A 16,594-nucleotide genomic window follows, 5' to 3' on the forward strand; every position below is an offset into this window, starting at 1 on the left:
TCAATAAATTTCGCATTCATAAAAACATAAACCGCCTTGTTAAGGCAAGTTTTTTTTTACCTAATTAAAGCATATCTTATAACAGTCGATAATATTGAAAGCAAAACCTCACTTTTTGCTGTTTTAATGTTTAAAATGTAGACAAACCAGGCCTTATTAGCCGTTTTATCTAATTTAGTAAATTAACGTTAGGGAGAAACGTATGGATATAATGATCCCTTTTTTAGGGAAAATATCACGACTCGAACTCGAGCCAAAAGGCGCTTTTCACATTGCGGGTGTGCAAAATACGCCGCAAACACAAAAAATTAAGCTGGAAAATGAAAAAAAACAAACGCTAAATAAAAAACGATTAGAAACAGCTCAGGGCAACAAAAGCGTAAAAACCGATAATGAAAAAGCGATTACCGTAGATGATGAAGGGAATAAACATTTAGATACGTGGGCATGATCTGAATTAATAATAGTAAAAAGCCACGAATGACTTTTTACTATTATGGGCGTGTTGTTCTTTACGCCTAATATATTTGTTAGTGTTTTTTAGCTTTAATAATGTAAAAGCTAAATATGGCTACAACAGCAATTTGCGCTATAAAACCTTGCCACGTAGATTTTAAACCAAGTAGTGCAATATCAAAGTTTATCGGCATTGAGCTTATAGCAACTATATCAGCCTCTTGTAATGCAATTACAGCTTTACCCATTAATACAAAGGCAAGTGCAAATAATAAGTAAGTTGTATAAGCAAAAAACTTAGCAATAGGTAACTTAATCGAATATTTAACTAACACCCATGCAATAAGCGCTAATAAAGCGACACCCAATGCAAATCCAATAGCCACCGATGAATACTGCGCTTGTGAGCTTTGCGTTAATAACGACTGATAAAATAATACCGTTTCGAAAACTTCACGGTATACGGCAATAAAAGAAAGCCCTGCTAATCCCCATAATGTACCCGACTCAAGACGCTTATCAATATTGTCTTTTATGTATTTTTGCCATTGTTGTGCACTGGTTTTACTGTGCATCCACACGCCAACATATAGCAAAATAATAGCTGCAAATAGGGCGCCTGCACCTTCCATAACTTCGCGGCTTGCACCACTTATTTGTATTAATGTTTGCGCTGCGGCCCATGTTAATCCACCAGCAATGAGTGCCATAACCCAGCCTATATGAACGTATTTAAGCGCATCTTGGCGCTGCGTTTTTATAAGTACAGTCATCAACGCAATAACAACTAATAGTGCTTCTAAACCTTCGCGTAGCAATATAACTAAACTTGCTGAGAGGAGTGCGCCATCAGTTAGTTTGGTTTCGTTCAGCATGCTATCTGCTTTAGCTAGTTGAGCTAACGCCGCATTTACTTTTTCGGCAACGACGACTGTATCTTTTTCGTTTTTGAATGTTTGGCGCAGGTTCATCAGTTGTACTTCGATGTTTTTACGCAAAGTTTCGTCGTAAGCATTTAAGTTGTTTTCAACAAGCTCAAAGCCATCTAAGTATGCGCTAATTGCTAAATCACTCGCCTGAGAGTAATTGCCTTTAGCATGCGCGGCTTGCGCTGCAAGTAACTGCGTGCGAGTAACTGTTATCGGATTTTTGTTACCGGTAAATAATTGCGCGGGGTTACCACGAAGCCATTTAACGTAATGTGCTTGTGCATCACTTTGACCTGCCGATAATTGTGCCGGGTTTAAGTTTACAATTTGTGAAGCTGTAACACTTTCAAAAGTCCCTTCGGGTTTTTGTACATCTTTGAATGCTAAGCTTCCTACATAAAAGGCTAATGACCAACGCTGCTGCTCATTAAACTGTGTAAAAGCAACCATAGGTGTATCGTTAATGCCATTTGTTACAGCATCATATAAGCCCATTAGCGAACGGTTGGTTGCGCGTTCTTTGTCAGTAAAATTGGTTGGCTCTGGTGTTAGGTTTTTAGCAAGCGGCCCGTTACCTTGCCCACTTGCGCCGTGGCACATAGAACAATTAGCAGCAAAGAGTGCTTTTGTTTGCTCGGTTGGCAGAAGTGTTGTTGGTAAAGATAACTGAGGCATAAAAGCAAGTAGTGATTCGCGAAGTGAAGAACTCGCCTTTCGTACATCTTCTACACTCGCTTTATTAGAAATCGCTGTATGCAAGGCTTTTGCTTGTACTTTTACGGTATCAAATTTAGTTGTTTGACTTGAAAGCTGACTTGCTTGCTCAAGAATAACGTGTGAAAACTCGCTCATTTCTTGATATTCATCAGGGTCCAGTATTTCTCCATTACCTACAGCGGCAACGTAATCTACCCCTACATATTCAGAAAGTTGAGCAATTTGTTTAATTTTTGTTTGTTCACTTTCTAAAGCCAAAGCATTGAAGCTCACAACAGTGATAATTAAAACCATGAAAATAAAATTAAACTGTCTTTTACTTAACGACAATAATTTAAAAAATACGTGAGAATTATTTATGGACATTGAAAAGCCCTGAAGAGGAAAAGTCAAAAATTATAATCGTTTTCATTTGCATTTCAAGTAGATTGAACTAAAGCGTGGCTATTGGCTAAAACTATAACAATTAGTAAAAGTTTTAAACGCTTTTGCAACACTTAAATAACAGCGAATAAAGGCGCTAAAGCTCTATTCGCTGCTTTAAAATTAGTGTTATTTAGTTTTCTCAGCCGATTTAATACTACTTTGGATAAGCGGTGAAATAGTTAAACCTTGCACAATAATAGAAAATATAACTACAACGTAGGTAACAATAACAAGTAAGTTGTGTAAGTCTGAGCCACCAATAAACACTTGATCGCGAGGAATTGCCGCAGCCATTGCAAGTGCTAACCCTCCACGAAGGCCACCCCACGTCAATATTTTTACGCTGTGTTTATCATAGGCTCTAAATCGTTTGAAAAATATAAATGGTGTTCCTACACTTATAAAGCGAGCGAGTAATACTGCAGGTACCATTAACAAACCTAAGCCAATCTCTTCAAAGGTGATAGGCATTGTGACTATTAACATGCCGATTATTAAAAATAAAAGTGCGTTTAAAAAGCTGTCGGTTGCATGCCAAAAATCTTTTACGTAGCGTGTATCTTCTGGGCCTGTGCGCTCTGTTGCTTTAGTGCGAGTAATATTACCCATTAATATACCGCTCGTTACCATAGCGAGTGCACCAGATATTTCCCAAATATTTGCAGCAGCAAAGCCTGCAGTAGGAATAGTTAACGTGATCAATAAACGAATATTTACATCGCGGCTATTTATAATTAAAAAGTGACCCACTAAAGCAATCACTAAACCAAACGCAATACCGCCTAGGGCATCTACAAAAAATAGCTCTGCTATATCGCCAAATTGTGCATCTGTGCCATAAAAAGCAACCGAGAAAATGGTCGTAAATATTACTAAACCAATACCGTCGTTAAACAAAGACTCACCTTCAACTTGCACAGATATACCCTCTGGTGCGCGCATTTGTTTAATAATAGCCAATACGGCAATAGGATCTGTTGGACTAATAAGTGCGCCAAACAATAAACAGTATATAAACGGTACATCAAAGCCAAATAAAGCAAACAGATAAAAACTTAAATAACCAACTATAAAAGTCGAAGCAATAGTAGAAAATAGTACTAATGCGGTAATTTCCCATCGCTGTTTACGAAGCGCCATAAGGTTAATTTCCAGTGCGCCAGCATAAAGTAAAAATCCGAGCATACCTTTGAGTAATAATTCATTAAAATTAATACTAGAGACAATTTGGGTCATGGCTAACGCATTTTGATCGCCTAATAATTTAACGGCAATAATCAATAATAAAGAAATAACAACTGAGCCAGTTGTAATGGCAATTGTAGTTTGCATTTTGAGGATATATTGGTTTGCAAAAGCAATAAAAATTGCAATGGCAGAGAGAAAACAAATGAGATACCAAGCATTCATTGGCTAACCTTACTATTTTTTAAACGACACACAAAAAAGGGGAGTATAAACCCGCCATATGGTACTCCTGTGCTTTATCTGTGTCACAGTCTTTATGGTTTGATTAGCTATATTTATTATGTCTTGTAGGACATTTAGTTAATGTATAATTTCTGTTGTTACGTGTTGTAATGTATTTTTTAATACTAGGTTACTTGGTACAGGTAGTTGTCTAAACCAATACGAAACATTTCTCTAAATACCCCTTTTAATATCCTTGAAAGCGCTAATATTTTAACTGCATTAGGGCGTGTTGATATTTGATGGTTGAATTTGCAGCAGTATGTTTGGTTTTTAGGCAAGGCAGAGCCTATGGAGTGTGGTTACTCCCCATAAATAGGCGATAACGCAGCATAAATGCCAAACATGCGCTGCTCTTCGGGTTCTGCCTAGGGCGATAAACTCTTTGTTGCCTACATGGATGTAGGTAAGGGGCGTGAGCAGGACGCGGAAGCTTTACTCGGTTTTTACTTAGCCCACTGGGTTACAAACTTCGCGCCGCGATTTAATCGCCCCTAGATTGAACAAATTTCAATCCGCAAAGATCAACACGCCCTAATGTTAATCAAAAAATAAACACTATTTTTTGTTTTTACCAGCTGCTTTTAAATCTTCCTCGAGTTTTTCTAATCCTTTTTGAAATATAAGCCAATGTAATTTTAAGTAAATATATGTTTACAAATTGTAAAGGTGAGATTTTAGTCGCTTGTCACTAAATTAGTAACTTACTGTAATTAAATAGTTTAAATTTCAAACTAATACTTTACTTGTAAATTAAATGTTTAATTTCTAAAACTTTAATTTGTAACATATGCTTGATCCTTAATCGGGTACAGGCAGTTCCGGTTAATACAATTCCACTACAAACTAAATATTTTAACGGAGCGTAAACGTGAATTTATCAAAAATCACATTAGCAACTTTTGCTGCTTTAACTTTTGTTCAAGCAACAGATGCAGTAGCTGCGAATAAGAAATACCTAAATCAACAATCGGCTATAAATACTATGGTGCAATCTAACTCTGCATCAATATTATCTACAAGCCCTCAAGAATTGATTGGGTTAAGTGTAAGGAACGAATTAGTTGTATTAAAAGAGTTTACGAGCAGCAACGGGGAAGTAACCCGCCGGTATCAACAAACTTATCAAGGATTGCCCGTGATAGGGGATACTGTAAGCCTTACATTTAAAAACGGCATGCTAAAAAAAGCGCATGGCGCGGCAGTGTATGACATTGAAGGTGATATAAGCGATGTTAGCGCTAAATTATCAGCTAAACAGGCTATGCTCCAAAGCCAAAATGTGGGTATTGCAGCAAAAACAATTGGCTTAAAAAAACATAATGAAAAATCTAGATTAGCTATTTGGGTCGATCAGCAAAGTAAAGCGCACTTGGTTTATGAGGTGTCGTATGTCACCTATGGTAAATTGCCTTCTAGACCCTATCAAATTATTGATGCTAACTCTGGCGAAGTACTACTTAGCTTTGACAATCTTCAACATGCAGAAGCTACAGGTCCTGGTGGAAATTTAAAAACAGGGAAATACATATATGGTAGTGACTTTGATAGTTTAGATGTTACTCAGTCAGGCAATAACTGTACGATGAACAACACTAATGTGCGCACCATAAACCTCAACGGTGGTACAAGTGGTTCGTCTGCATATTCTTTTACTTGTCCTGAAAATACATTTAAAGAAATAAATGGTGCTTATTCTCCACTCAATGATGCGCATTATTTTGGTAATGTAATTTTTAATATGTATAACGATTGGATTGGTACGCCACCACTTACGTTTCAGTTAAAAATGCGAGTTCACTACAGTAGTAACTATGAAAATGCATTTTGGGATGGCAGCGCCATGACCTTTGGTGATGGCCAAAATACGTTTTATCCGCTTGTTAGTTTAGACGTGTCTGCTCATGAGGTAAGCCATGGATTTACTGAACAAAACTCTGGCTTAGTTTACAGTGGAAAATCGGGCGGTTTAAATGAAGCCTTTTCTGATATGGCGGGTGAAGCGGCCGAATTTTATATGAAAGGTACTAATGATTGGCTAGTCGGCCAAGACATATTTAAAGGCAATGGTGCGCTTCGCTACATGAATAACCCAACGCAAGATGGTAATTCAATAGATAACCAATCAAGTTATTATTCTGGGATGGATGTGCACCATAGCTCTGGTGTATTTAATAAAGCTTTTTATAATTTGGCTACCACACCCGGTTGGGATACAAAAAAAGCATTTATTGTAATGACTAGAGCTAATCAGCTTTATTGGAGCGCAAGTACAAATTGGGATTTAGCCGGTAATGGCGTAATGGATGCAGCTTGTGATTTAAACTATGACCCAAGTGATGTACAAGCAGCGCTAAGTGCTGTGGGAGTAAACTCTAATTTAAGTTCAGGTAGCACGTGTAGCTCAACACCTCCTCCAACTAACGATGAAGCTTTAACTAATGGCGTAACTCGTACTGGCATAAGCGGTTCTTCTAAAGAGCAACTATTTTTTACGTTAGAGGTTCCTGCTGGAGCAAGTAATTTAGTGTTTAATACCAATGGTGGATCAGGCGATGCTGATCTTTATGTACAATTTGGATCAAAACCAACGTTAAATAACTTTGATTGTAAAAGTACCACTTCATCAAGTACTGAGAGTTGTTCAATTAGTAATGTTCAAAGCGGAACTTACTATGTAATGGTAGAGGCATGGAATGCAATTTCTGGTGTTTCTTTAACAGGTAGCTTTGATGGCAGTAATGGGGGGGATGTTACTCCTATCAATGTAACAGAAACTAATGTGAGTGTTGCTACGGGGGCGTGGACGCGGTTTACACAAACATTAAATGAAGGTTATTCATCACTTGATGTCTCTATATCCGGTGGAAGTGGTGATGCTGATTTATATGTAAATTATGGAACAGCATCAAGTACGGGTACATATCTTTGTCGCCCATATAAAAATGGTAATAGTGAAAGTTGTACCTTTGATGCTCCACAAGCGGGGACTTGGTATATAGACTTACGCGGTTATAGTTCTGCAAGTGGTGTAACGCTTAGTATTTCAGCAAATTAAACCTACTTTAAGGGAGCAATAGCTCCCTTTCTTTTAAAGTTGTATTTAATAACAAGGAATACTTATGAAAAGTTCTATTTATACTTCCCTATTATGCGCATTTACTCTCTTAACATCGTCGACATTATATGCTCAAAATAATGAAAGCATTTGGGTTAGTATTGACCCGGTTGTTGCAAAACATTATCAGCAAGCCCAAAAAACATTTATACAAAACAATCAATTATTAAGCGTAAAGAATACAAATATGGATTCGGTAAACTTAATGAAAATTGATCAGAAAAACGTCACTCAATTGAGTGAGTTTATGCATCACAATTACAACCGTTGTGGTGGATTTGTTGCGCATAGCTCACTAAGTGAAGCTATGCAATATACGCAGCAATTAGCTTCTGTTCAAAATCAACTTGCGAATATTTCGACTAACTACACCATAGATAATTCACAAACAGTTCAAGCGCTAATAAATCGTGTAAACGAGAATAATCTAACAAATACGGTAAATACATTAAGTAATTTTTATAACCGTTACTATTCATCTCAAACTGGTGTAGATGCAGCCCAATGGTTAAAAGGTTATTGGCAGCAACTCGCAAGTGTTAGAAATGATATTTCAGTTGATTATTTTACACATAGTTGGTCTCAGTCATCGGTTATTGTGACTATTAACGGCAGTGAAAAAGCAGACGAAATAGTAATTATTGGTGGTCATCTAGATTCTATTAATCAGTCAAACCCAAGCAATGGACGTTCACCCGGTGCTGATGATAATGCATCAGGCATTGCGGTTTTAACTGAAGCACTTCGTGTTGCGGTAGAGCAGAATTATAAACCCCAAAGAACGATTAAAATTATGGCTTTTGCTGCTGAGGAAGTGGGTCTTAGAGGTTCAAAGGAGATTGCTACAGCGTATAAATCACAAGGTAAAAATGTGATTGGTATGGTGCAATTTGATATGACCGGTAACAATGGTAGCAGTCAAGATATTGTTATGATGACAGATTACACTACTAATTCACAAAATCAGTATTTAGGCCAGTTAATTGATACATACTTACCTGCGGTTACTTATGGATTTGATCAATGTGGTTATGGTTGTTCTGATCATGCCTCGTGGTATCAACAAGGCTTTTCAGCATCGATACCGTTTGAGTCAAAAATGGCTGATATAAACCCGTTAATACATAGCGAAAATGATGCAGCTTTTGATGCTGAACACGCAAGTAAATTTGCAAAGTTAGCCGTTAGTTATTTAGCTGAAATGGCTAAAAATGCTGGAGAAACACCTCCAGTAAATAATAATGAGTTACAAAATGGGGTAGCAGTAACAGGTATAGCCGCTAATGCAAAAGAGCAACTTTTTTACACGCTACAAGTAGCAAATAATATTAGTAATTTAAACTTTTCCACCGCTGGTGGCAGTGGCGATGCTGATTTATATGTGAAATATAACTCTGCGCCAACACTTGATAGTTACGATTGTAAAAGTGCAACCTCATCTAGCAATGAAAGCTGTGATATTTTAAACACTCAAGCGGGAGTTTATTACGTGATGGTGGAGGCTTGGAGTGACATAGCTAATGTATCGCTCATAGGAAGTTATACCGAAGAAGATAACTTTGAGCCAGTTAACCGCATTGAAGAAAATATTAGTGTTGCCTCAGGCCAGTGGGTTAGGTTTACACAAGAATTACAAGCTGGGTATTCTTCTTTAGATATAAGCATAGCTGGTGGCTCAGGTGATGCTGATTTGTATGTGAATTTTAGTAGTCAATCATCCGAGCAAGTTTATATGTGTAGGCCTTACAAAAATGGCAATAGTGAACAATGCAGTATTTCTAATCCTCAAGATGGTAAGTGGCATATAGATTTAAAAGGGTACAGTGCTGCAAGTAATATTACATTAAATATTACTGCGCAATGAAATGCACCGCAAAATAGCTTACCAATATAAATATTAGATTGCTAAGTAGAGGTGGATTTAATTAATGGGAGCTATGCTCCCTTATTTTGTACCTGCGCTGCTTACTTAAATACTTGCCCTTGATGTATAGCTTACGTAAAATCCTGCTATTATTTATTTTAAAGTGATTGGTATTATCAAACAGCTGTTTAGTGAAACCGGACCATTGGCGTTATCGCTTGAGGGTTATACACCTCGTCAGCCTCAAATTGATATGGCCGTAGCTGTTGCAGATGCATTAAAAAATAGCACCCAACTAGTGGTCGAAGCCGGTACAGGTACGGGTAAAACATTTGCGTATTTAGCACCCGCACTAAAATCAAAAGGTAAAACCATTATCTCAACGGGGTCAAAAGCCCTGCAAGAACAGCTTTACCACCGTGATTTACCTCAACTTGTTAAAGCGCTAAGCGCCTCTAAAAAAACGGCTTTACTAAAAGGGCGTGCCAATTACTTATGTACCTATCGATTAAATCAGCATGTTGCACACGTACCCACAGATGACTCTGATGTAATGCATCAACTGGCCATGGTTGCAAAGTTTGCAAGCGAAACTCAGTCGGGTGATTTAGCCGATTGTATTGGTATTGAAGAAGACGCCAAAGTGTTGCCTTATGTAAACTCAACCGCAGATAACTGTTTAGGTAAAGAATGTCCCGACTTTCAAAGTTGTTATATACGTAAAGCGCGTTTAAATGCAGCCGAAGCAGATGTAGTCGTTATAAACCATCATTTATTTTTTGCAGACATGGCAGTAAAAGACTCTGGTTTTGCTGAGCTTATGCCCACTGCGGATGCTTACATATTTGACGAAGCCCATCAGTTAAGTGAAATTGCGAGTGATTACTTTGGCGAAAGTATAAGTACTAAAAAGCTGGTTGATTTAATTAACGATTTACGTGCAATTTACCGAGCCGAAATCCCTGATATGCTGCAATTGGGTAAAAGCTTAAATAAACTTGAAACGAGTGTAGCCGACTTACGTTTACAGTTTGGTGTTGATGGCAGCCGTGGTGACTGGCGCGAAAAGCTTAGTGATAAATTAATTTGTGCAGCACTGCACAGAGTAATAAGTGATTTAGACTTTGTGTACCAAGTATTAAAATTATGCTTAGAGCGCAGTGATAAAATAGAACACCCGTTTGAGCGAGCACTTGCCTTTAAAGGTCAGCTAGAGCGTGTTTTTGATACAGCTCAAACAGGATTTAGTTACTGGTACGAAACCACAAGGCGCTATTTAACCGTTAATATTACACCGTTAAATGTATCAGCTAAATTTGCTAAAATGATGGAAGATACAGGCGCGGGCTTTGTATTTACCTCAGCTACGCTATCTGTAGATAATAAGCTTGAGCATTTTAATGCAAGTTTAGGGCTAAAGCCCAAGCAAAGTATGATGGTAGATAGCCCATTTGACTATCCAAACCAAGCGCTATTATGTTTACCACGGTATTTACCTGAGTCACATGCAGACAATATGCCTCATGCGATTGTGAGGCTAACACTTGAGCTTATCAAGTCGGCTAAAGGTCGCTGCTTTGTGCTCTTTACAAGTTATAGAATGATGCACTTGGTTGCCGAGGGCTTAACCACGCAAATCGATTACCCAGTGTATATGCAAGGGCAAATGTCTAAACGTATTATACTTGAAAAGTTTACCCGACACGGCAATGCCGTATTGCTTGGCACCGCTTCTTTTTGGGAAGGCGTGGATGTACGTGGTAGCACTTTAAGCTGTGTTATTATTGATAAGTTACCGTTTGCCGCACCAGATGACCCTTTATTGCAAGCTAAAATGCAAGATTGCCAAATGCAAGGTAAAGACCCATTTGCGCATATTCAGCTTCCACAAGCAGTTATTGCACTCAAGCAAGGTGTAGGGCGTTTAATACGAGATAATAAAGACAAAGGCGTATTAGTAATATGCGATAATCGATTAGTAACACGCCAATATGGCCAAGTATTTTTAAAAAGCTTACCGCCTATGCGCCGCACGCGAAGCTTAGAAGACGCCAATACATTTTTAAAACAAATTAATTAGAGTACTAAAATGATCAAAAGTAATATTCTTGCCCTTGATGCTTCAACAGAAGCACTTTCAATTGTTTTACATGTAAAGGGACAAACATTTCATCATTTTGAAGAATGCCCACAGCAGCATAGCCAAAAAATTCTTCCGCTTATAGATGAGCTACTAAGTAAAGCTAACTGTAAATTAAAAGACTTAGATGTCATTGGTTTTGGCCAAGGACCTGGTAGTTTTACTGGCGTGCGTATAAGTGTTGCAATTGCACAAGGGTTAGCTTATTCAACTAACTTGCCATTAGTTGGGGTGTCTACACTTGCGATTATGGCGCAGCAAGCTTTTGAACAAAATGGCAGCGCTAATGTATACCCAGCTATTGATGCTCGAATGGGTGAAATTTACTTTGCTCAGTACCAAGTAAACAACAATTTAATGCAGCTTGTTAATCAAGAATGTGTGATCAAGCCTGAACTTTTAAACGCCGATTATATTTCAGATAACGAGCAAAACTATGTAGCTGTAGGCACTGGTTTCAAAACTTACCCAGATGCGCTTAATAATTTTGATAGCGTTTCTATTAATAGTGATATTACTCTACCAGATGCACGTTTTATGCTCGCCCTTGTTGATGCAGAGTTTTTAGCTGGTAATGGTGTTAAAGCAAGCGACGCTCAACCAAAATATGTACGCGATACGGTTACATGGAAAAAACTACCTGGTCGCGAATAGGCTTAAGTTTGCAAATTGTTTAATTTTAAATCATAATTTTAACTATGTTTAAGTTTGGAGTTTGTTTATGACATTACCCATTGGTTCCGGTTTTTTTGCTGGAGATATTCCTGGTAGAGTAAGCTCAAAAAGTGTTGTCACTAATAAACCTCAAAGTGTTGTTGAACAAAATACAACGCAAAAAACAAACACAGATTATGTAAAAAGCAGTAAAGAAGGTGTCGAGCGCGCAAATGAGTTTTTTAAAGCCAGCGCGAGTACTACACAGTTCAGCCAAACAATTTACGACCAACCAACTGCACAAGTAAGCAAAGCAATTTCTACTTATACAGAGTTTGCTAATTTAGAACGCAGAGCAGAAGTACAAGATTTAATAGGCGTAGATATATACGCTTAAAGCCTTTTAAAAACAAAAAGCCCGAACAGTAGTTCGGGCTTTTGCGTTTAGTGTTAAATACTACTTTTCAATAAAGCCAATCAATTTATCTGCAATATCGGTATTGTTTTGTGAACCGATAAATTGCTCACTCCCTTTACCGTAAGCAAATACTTGAACGTCTACTGCGGTATGCCCGCCTGTAGTCCAACCGGTAAAGCTTGTGTCACTAATGATACTTTTGACAGCTAAATTAAGCGCTTTGTCGCCCATTTTTTTAGCTTGTTCAAGCTTGATTTTATTTTCAGTCGTAAATTCAATATTAGTGTTAGCATCCCATACTGACTTGAGGTCGTCAGTATCAAGTAATTGCTGAGTCAATTTACCTGCTGTTGCTTTAATACCTTTAATTACATCTGTTTCCCACTTAAATTGACCATGTGCGCCAAGCGTTAAACCACCAGTAGAGTGATCAGCTGTAATTACTAATATAGTATCTTTGTTTTTATCAACATAGGCTTTTGCTTTTTCGATTGATTTAGCAAAGTCATCCATTTCCGCCATTGCACACGCAATATCGTTAGCGTGACCACACCAATCAATTTGGCTGCCTTCGATCATTACAAAAAAGCCTTCTTTGTTTTGGCCATCAAGTAAATCAAGTGCTTTAGAAGTAAGTTGAGTTAAACGAGTTGGGTTTTCATCAAGCGCGAATGGCAAGCCCTTTGATGCATATAAACCGATAGCAGGCAGTTGCGTAATTTGATTTAGGTTTTTAATATCGTCGCCATATTGATAACCAGCAGCTTTAAACTCGTCTACTAAATTACGGTCTTCGCGAATAAAATACTTTGTACCGCCGCCTAACATTAAGTCGACGGGTAATTTACCTGCAATTTTATTATCGATGTAATCATTTGCTATTTCGTCGTAGTTATAACGAGACTCATTATGAGCTGTAAAGCTTGCTGGAGTAGCATGGTTTATTTGTGATGTAGCAACAAGCGCCGTTGTCATACCACGTTCACGCGCGATTTCTAGCATGGTTTTCACAGGTTTTTTTTTCTGTGTCTACACCAACAGCACCATTGTAACTTTTATGACCACTGCTAAGTGCTGTTGCGCCTGCTGCACTGTCAGTTACATAAGTATGATCGTCAGGGTATGTGGTAGCCATGCCTGTTAAAATTGAATCAAATACTGTTTTTTCAACGTCTTTGGTGGTTGGGTCGTCTTGAAAATAGCGATAAGCAGTCGTGTATGCTGGACCCATACCGTCACCAATCATATAAATAACATTTTTAGGCGCTGATTCTGCATAAACGCCAGAAGTAGTGCATAAAAGTGCCAATAAGCTTAATTGTTTTTTCATTGTTGTACCTTATGAGTGTACCTTATTTAATAGCCGTTGATATTGTATACAGATAGCATGATAAATAAATGAATATCTAAGGTTTTTGCATTAAATGAGCTTTCAGATTATTGAAAAAAGACTAAAGTTAAGGGGTATTTATTTTATTTATACTTATTATAAATTTTATACATAAAACTTAATAGACATAGTTTTGGCTTAAAATTGTACTAAAAATGCTATGAATAAATATAGAAAATTGAAGTTATCTATCTAAGTACATGAAATATAATAGTTTTAAATCATCCTGTGTTTTTTATAAATCACAAGTATTTAAAGTGGTTTAATTACGCACCATTTGAGATGTTAGTGGTCAGACAACTTGTATGTTATAAATAACGACGCGCTACTAAAAGTAAGGAGTCAACGTGCAGCCATTTGATATTAAAACAAGCAATTTAAATATTCATGGCTTAAAGGTCGGCTCTGGGAAAGAAATCGTCATAGCACTGCATGGTTGGTTAGATAATTGTCATAGTTTTATGCCAATGTTAAATAATGTAGAGCCTATACATACTTGGTATTGCATTGATTTTGCAGGTCATGGTCTATCGAGCTGGCGAAGTGATGACGCACATTACTATTTTGTAGATTACATCGATGATTTACATGACTTTATAACCACACTTGGTTTTAAAAAAGTGCATCTAGTTGGTCATTCTATGGGAGCTATGGTGGCGGGGCTATATGCAAGTTGCTTTAGTGACTATGTTAAAAGCGTTACTTTTATAGAGGGCATAGGCTGCGTAACGACCCCAAGTGAGGATGTGTGTGAGCAATTAAAAAACGCAGTTTTAAACAGGGCCAGATTAAAAAATAAAAAAGCGCGTTTTTATAAGTCTAAGCAACAAATTTATGATGCACGTGCTCAAACAACCGATTTGAATAATGAGCATGTAGCCATGTTAATGCAGCGCAATATTAAGCAAGTTTCAAAAGATTTTGTTTTAACTACGGATCCTAAGCTCAAAAATCATTCAGGTTTTAGGTTTGATGAAGCGCAATGTATTGGTGCAATAAAAGAATTAACTGCACCAAGTCAATTAATTTTAGGTAACGAAGGGTATTCGTTTGTAAAACAAAATTTAGAAAAGTATATTAGTTATTACAACAACTTGAAGATAATTAATGTTGATGGTGGGCACCATTGCCATATGCAAAGTAGTGAGCTATGTTTTGAGCATATTCAAGACTTTATGCAGCAAAATGGTGCATGTTAATTGTAAGTTTACGTGAAATGTGGGATTATTCCTGCATTAGAGTATTTGCTCAATTGTTAAAGCGCCTTACTTAGATTAAGGTTAATAAAAATATAATTATAAACAGGGGCTAAGAGTGGAAAAAATCTGGCTTAAGCGCTACCCAGAGGGTATGCCTGAAACAATCGATCCTGAGCATTATAACTCGTTACTCGAAGTGTTCGAAAAAAGTTTTTCTGATTACAAAGATTTACCTGCATTTACTAACATGGGTAAAACTTTAACCTATGATGAAATTGACTCGGCTACAAAAAAAGTTGCGTCATATATCCAAAATGATTTAGGTCTTAAAAAAGGCGATAAAGTCGCTGTAATGATGCCTAACTTGTTACAGACTCCTATTACTATTTTAGGTGTGCTACGCGCAGGATGTGTTGTGGTTAATGTTAACCCTTTATACACAGTACGTGAGCTTGAGCACCAGCTAAAAGATTCTGATACTACTGCTATTTTCATTCTTGCTAACTTTGCCGACACGCTTGAAAAAGCATTGGCTAAAACCGATGTTAAGCACATTGTTGTTACGCAAGTAGGTGACCTAGTTGGTGGCGTTAAAAAGCATATCGTTAATTTTGTCGTTAAGTACGTTAAAAAAATGGTACCAAGCTACAGCCTGCCTAATGTAATTAAGTTCTCAGATGTACTAAGCGCTGATGCTGCAAAGTACACTCGCCCAGAAATGCAATTATCTGACTTGGCTTTCTTACAGTACACAGGTGGTACTACCGGTGTGTCTAAAGGTGCAATGCTTAGCCACGGTAATATGGTTGGAAATCTTGAGCAAGTATCGGGTTGTTTAGATAAAGTTTTAGATAGAGGCACAGAAGTGGTTGTTACTGCTTTACCGCTTTATCATATCTTTGCTTTAACTGCGAACTGCTTAACGTTTATGAAATACGGTGGTTTAAACGTATTAATTACAAATCCACGCGATATGCCAGCATTTGTAAAAGAGCTTAGCCAAAATAAATTTACCGCTATTACAGGCGTAAACACATTATTTAATGGCTTATTAAATACCCCTGGTTTTGCTGAGCTTGATTTTAGTCATTTAAAAATGTCGCTTGGTGGTGGTATGGCCGTGCAGCGCCCTGTAGCCGAAAGATGGCAAAAAGTGACAAGCTCAAAACTAATGGAAGGTTACGGTTTAACTGAGTGTGCGCCACTTGTAACCGTAAGCCCGTACGATTTAGAAGCATACAACGGCTCTATTGGTTTACCAGCGCCAAACACAGAAATTAAGCTTATGCTTGATAATGGTGAAGAAGCAGCCAAAGGTGAACCAGGTGAATTATGGGTTAAAGGTCCACAAGTAATGCTTGGTTACTATAATAGACCAGATGCAACTGCTGAATGTCTTAAAGATGGCTGGTTTGCAACAGGCGATATAGCAACATACGATGATGAAGGTTTCTTTTACATAGTAGACCGTAAAAAAGACATGATTATTGTTTCTGGCTTTAATGTATTCCCAAATGAAATTGAAGAAGTTGTTGCGATGCATGATGGTGTGCTTGAAGTAGCAGCTATTGGTATACCTCACGATGTAAGTGGTGAACAAGTTAAAGTTTTTGTTGTGAAAAAAGACCCTTCTTTAACTGAAAAAGATATAATAAATCACTGTCGTGATAATTTAACTAATTACAAGGTCCCTAAACTGGTAGAGTTTAGAGATGAGTTACCTAAAACTAACGTAGGTAAAATACTCAGAAGAGCCTTGAAAGATTAGCAACCTATAAAAAAGCCGGCATTAGCCGGCTTTTTTATTGTAGGA

At 37.5% G+C, this 16,594-nt stretch carries 10 protein-coding genes and 1 pseudogene; 8 read left to right on the plus strand and 3 right to left on the minus strand.

The annotated features are described in order from the left end of the window. The first annotated feature begins 202 nt into the window (after positions 1-202). Positions 203-451, plus strand: coding sequence for a hypothetical protein (locus ALFOR1_RS19550; protein ID WP_104644119.1), 249 nt, complete (start codon positions 203-205; stop codon positions 449-451). Positions 452-530: 79 nt separating this feature from the next. On the opposite strand, the gene ALFOR1_RS19555 is transcribed toward ALFOR1_RS19550, so the two are convergent. Together ALFOR1_RS19555 and ALFOR1_RS19560 are read right to left on the minus strand one after the other, a co-directional pair. Beyond that, complete coding sequence (locus ALFOR1_RS19555) at positions 531-2,396, minus strand: cytochrome c/FTR1 family iron permease (protein ID WP_227006974.1); 1,866 nt, start codon at positions 2,394-2,396, stop codon at positions 531-533. Positions 2,397-2,654: 258 nt separating this feature from the next. Further along, positions 2,655-3,938, minus strand: a complete 1,284-nt coding sequence (locus ALFOR1_RS19560) for a cation:proton antiporter (RefSeq protein WP_058550298.1) — start codon at positions 3,936-3,938, stop codon at positions 2,655-2,657. A gap of 931 nt (positions 3,939-4,869) precedes the next feature. Between ALFOR1_RS19560 and ALFOR1_RS19565 the strand changes: the two genes are divergently transcribed. The 5 genes from ALFOR1_RS19565 (at position 4,870) to ALFOR1_RS19585 (ending at position 12,171) form a co-directional block, all read left to right on the plus strand. After that, entirely contained in the window at positions 4,870-7,056 is a 2,187-nt protein-coding gene (locus tag ALFOR1_RS19565) for a M4 family metallopeptidase (RefSeq protein WP_104644120.1), read from the plus strand. Positions 7,057-7,120: 64 nt separating this feature from the next. Beyond that, on the plus strand, positions 7,121-8,980 hold the full coding sequence (locus ALFOR1_RS19570; RefSeq protein WP_104644121.1) for a M28 family metallopeptidase: 1,860 nt from the start codon (positions 7,121-7,123) through the stop codon (positions 8,978-8,980). A 163-nt stretch (positions 8,981-9,143) separates the two neighbouring features. Then, complete coding sequence (locus ALFOR1_RS19575) at positions 9,144-11,060, plus strand: ATP-dependent DNA helicase (protein ID WP_058550301.1); 1,917 nt, start codon at positions 9,144-9,146, stop codon at positions 11,058-11,060. Positions 11,061-11,069: 9 nt separating this feature from the next. After that, positions 11,070-11,774, plus strand: coding sequence for a tRNA (adenosine(37)-N6)-threonylcarbamoyltransferase complex dimerization subunit type 1 TsaB (gene tsaB, locus ALFOR1_RS19580; RefSeq protein ID WP_104644122.1), 705 nt, complete (start codon positions 11,070-11,072; stop codon positions 11,772-11,774). 67 nt (positions 11,775-11,841) lie between these two features. After that, on the plus strand, positions 11,842-12,171 hold the full coding sequence (locus ALFOR1_RS19585) for a hypothetical protein (protein WP_104644123.1): 330 nt from the start codon (positions 11,842-11,844) through the stop codon (positions 12,169-12,171). A 60-nt stretch (positions 12,172-12,231) separates the two neighbouring features. Here the strand turns inward: ALFOR1_RS19585 and ALFOR1_RS19590 are convergent. Continuing rightward, positions 12,232-13,522 (minus strand): annotated as a pseudogene (locus ALFOR1_RS19590) (alkaline phosphatase). Between the two features lie 407 nt (positions 13,523-13,929). Here ALFOR1_RS19590 and ALFOR1_RS19595 point away from each other — a divergent pair. Both ALFOR1_RS19595 and fadD read left to right on the plus strand, forming a co-directional pair. Then, positions 13,930-14,781 (plus strand): alpha/beta hydrolase, encoded by an 852-nt coding sequence (locus tag ALFOR1_RS19595; RefSeq protein ID WP_104644124.1) that lies wholly within the window; start codon positions 13,930-13,932, stop codon positions 14,779-14,781. Between the two features lie 115 nt (positions 14,782-14,896). Beyond that, the gene (gene fadD / locus ALFOR1_RS19600) at positions 14,897-16,549 is read left to right on the plus strand and encodes a long-chain-fatty-acid--CoA ligase FadD (RefSeq protein WP_058550306.1); all 1,653 of its coding nucleotides are present in this window, start codon (positions 14,897-14,899) and stop codon (positions 16,547-16,549) included. The last annotated feature ends 45 nt before the right edge of the window (positions 16,550-16,594 follow it).

The organism is Pseudoalteromonas carrageenovora IAM 12662, assembly GCF_900239935.1.
GTDB classification, from domain to species: Bacteria; Pseudomonadota; Gammaproteobacteria; order Enterobacterales; family Alteromonadaceae; genus Pseudoalteromonas; species Pseudoalteromonas carrageenovora.

What these genes read in the sequence shown, in the direction of transcription:
- ALFOR1_RS19550 (WP_104644119.1), top strand. Translation starts at nt 203, where the DNA reads ATGGATATAATGATCCCTTTTTTAGGGAAAATATCACGACTCGAACTC.
- ALFOR1_RS19555 (WP_227006974.1), bottom strand. Translation starts at nt 2,396, where the DNA reads ATGGTTTTAATTATCACTGTTGTGAGCTTCAATGCTTTGGCTTTAGAA.
- ALFOR1_RS19560 (WP_058550298.1), bottom strand. Translation starts at nt 3,938, where the DNA reads ATGAATGCTTGGTATCTCATTTGTTTTCTCTCTGCCATTGCAATTTTT.
- ALFOR1_RS19570 (WP_104644121.1), top strand. Translation starts at nt 7,121, where the DNA reads ATGAAAAGTTCTATTTATACTTCCCTATTATGCGCATTTACTCTCTTA.
- tsaB (WP_104644122.1), top strand. Translation starts at nt 11,070, where the DNA reads ATGATCAAAAGTAATATTCTTGCCCTTGATGCTTCAACAGAAGCACTT.
- ALFOR1_RS19585 (WP_104644123.1), top strand. Translation starts at nt 11,842, where the DNA reads ATGACATTACCCATTGGTTCCGGTTTTTTTGCTGGAGATATTCCTGGT.